This window comes from bacterium (assembly GCA_026708055.1).
Taxonomy (GTDB): domain Bacteria; phylum Actinomycetota; class Acidimicrobiia; order Acidimicrobiales; family CATQHL01; genus VXNF01.
In genome coordinates this window covers 1-2,528 of sequence record JAPOVS010000053.1, presented here as the reverse complement: position 1 = coordinate 2,528, position 2,528 = coordinate 1, and the positions used below count along the sequence as shown (strand labels likewise).

At 68.9% G+C, this 2,528-nt stretch carries 2 protein-coding genes; both read left to right on the top strand.

Translation table 11 applies throughout. The annotated features are described in order from the left end of the window. A partial coding sequence (locus OXG55_11565) for a cytochrome c maturation protein CcmE (protein MCY4103874.1) occupies positions 1-372 on the top strand: 372 nt, incomplete at its 5' end. Between the two features lie 75 nt (positions 373-447). Continuing rightward, positions 448-2,528: cytochrome c biogenesis protein CcsA (ccsA, locus tag OXG55_11560; protein MCY4103873.1), on the top strand; the 2,081-nt coding region annotated here is incomplete at its 3' end.

Sequence of the window (2,528 nt, the reverse complement as noted above, 5' to 3'; positions counted from 1 at the left end):
ACGCAGTTCTACATGGAGGTCGAGGAGGTTGTGGCCGATCCGGAGGCGTGGGACGGCAAGGCGCTCCAGGTGCACGGCTACGCGGCCAACGTCCTGCGGCATCCCCGCAGCCTGGACTGGCGCTTCGAGATTACGGACAGCGTCGAGAACCGCGTCCATTCCATCCAGGCGGTCTACAACGGCATCGTTCCGGACACGTTCGACAACCACGCCGAGGTGGTGGCGACCGGCCGGCTTGACGGCGACGTCTTCTACGTCGACCGGGACGGCATCATGGCGAAGTGCCCCTCCAAGTACGAGGAGCAGCCGTCGGTCGGCGACAGCGCACGCTCCGGCGAGTACGTCTCGGCCACGGACCGCGCCGACAACTGATGCGCCGCGCCGCGCATCGCCTCCACTGACCTCGACCAGCAGGGCCGCACCCTCCGTCGCGGCCGGGCAAGGCGTATGGCCACACTAGGAACCTACACGCTGCTGGCGGCCTTCGTCGCCTGCGCCTACGCGGCGGCCGCGTGCGTGGCGGGAGCCCGCCGGCGGGAGACGCGGCTCGTCGAGAGCGGCATCGGCGCCTTCTATCTCGTCACCGCGCTGATGACGCTGGCGTCGGCCGTCATGGTGCGCGCCTTCGTCACGCACGACTACAGCATCCGCTACGTCGATCGGTACTCCGATTCCGTCCAGCCGCTCTTCTACAAGCTGACGTCGTACTGGGGCGGCCTGGACGGGTCGATCATGTTCTGGGTGTTCCTGCTCTCGGTGTTCGGGGCGATTGCGGTCCGGAGCAACCGCGAGCGGCACCGGGAGCTGGTGCCGTACGTCGTGGCGACCGTCTCCGTGGTCCAGATGTTCTTCCTGTTCATCATGGTGGTGAACAAGAACCCGTTCGCCACCTACCTGCTGGAGGCGCCGGCGGACGGCCGCGGCCTCAACCCGCTGCTCCAGAACCCCTACATGGTCATCCACCCGCCCTCGCTCTACACGGGGCTGGTGGCGATGACGATCCCGTTCGCCTTCGGGATGGCGGCCCTCATCACCGGCTACCTCGACGACTCGTGGCTGCGGGCGGTGCGCCGCTGGACGATGTTCTCCTGGTTCTTCCTCTCGCTCGGCCTGACCCTGGGGATGATCTGGGCCTACGAGGAACTCGGCTGGGGCGGCTGGTGGGGCTGGGACCCGGTCGAGAACGCCGGCGCGCTGCCGTGGTTCCCGGCGACCGCGTTCCTGCACTCCGTCATGGTGCAGGAGCGGCGCAGCATGCTCCGCGTCTGGAACATCTCGCTGATCATCCTCGCCTTCGTGCTCACCCTGTTCGCCACCGCGATGACCCGCACCGGTATCGTGCAGTCGGTCCACGCCTTCGGCGAGGATCCCGAGCTGGCGATGATGTTCGGCATCTTCATCGCCGCCGTCGTCGCGGTCAGCTTCGGACTCGTGATCTACCGGCTGCCGCTGCTGCGCGCGCGCAACGAGCTCGAATCGTGGGCGTCGCGCGAGGCGGCCTTCCTGGTCAACAACTGGATCCTGCTCTTCTCGGCGTTCTTCATCCTGTTCGCGACGATGTTCCCGACGCTCAGCGAGGCCGTGACCGGGCAGCGGATCACCGTCGGGCCGCCGTTCTTCAACAAGTGGATGATCCCGATCGGCCTCGCCCTGCTGCTGCTGACGGGGATCGGCCCGCTGCTGGCCTGGCGGAAGTCCACGCTCGTCAACCTGCGGGACCAGTTCCTCTGGCCCGCCTCGCTGGCCGTCGGCACGGCCGCCATCCTCTACGCGCTGGGGTTCCGCGTCTGGGTGTCGGGCCTCTGCTTCGCGCTCTGCGCCTTCGTGGTCGGCACCGTGGGGCAGGAGTTCGTGCGCGGGGCGGTCGTTCGCCGCGGCGTCACCGGCACCGATCTCGCCACCGCGATGATCGGCCTCGTCATGCGGTCGCGGCGGCGCTACGGCGGATACGTCGTCCATCTCGGCATCGTGCTGATGATGCTCGGCTTCGCCGGAGCCGGCTACCGGCAGACGGAGCAGGTCCTGCTGACGCCGGGCGAGGACGTCGAGGTGGGCCGCTTCGCGGTGCAGCTGGATCGGCTGAGCATCACCGACGACGGGCGCAAGGAGATGCACACCGCGCACGTCACCGTGTTCGAGGACGGCCGCGAGGTCGGCAATCTCTACCCCGGCCGCTGGTTCTACCGCAAGCACGAGGCCGAGCCGACCACCGAGGTGGCGATGCGCCGCACGCTGGCCGAGGACGTGTACGTCGTCCTGGCCGCATACGACATGGCCGATCAGTCGGCCAGCTTCCAGGTGACGGTCAACCCGCTCGTCAACTGGATCTGGCTCGGCTTCGCCCTGCTGGCGCTCGGGACCGGCATCGCCCTGCTGCCGGAGAGCCGCTTCGCCTTCCTGGCCACCAGGGCCCCGACCGGCGCCGACGGGACGGCCCCCGCGGGAGGATCGGTCGCCTCGGGCGCCGTATCGCTGACGCTGGTCGTCGCCATGGCCGCGGGTCTCGTCCTGCTGCTGGCCCTCGCGGC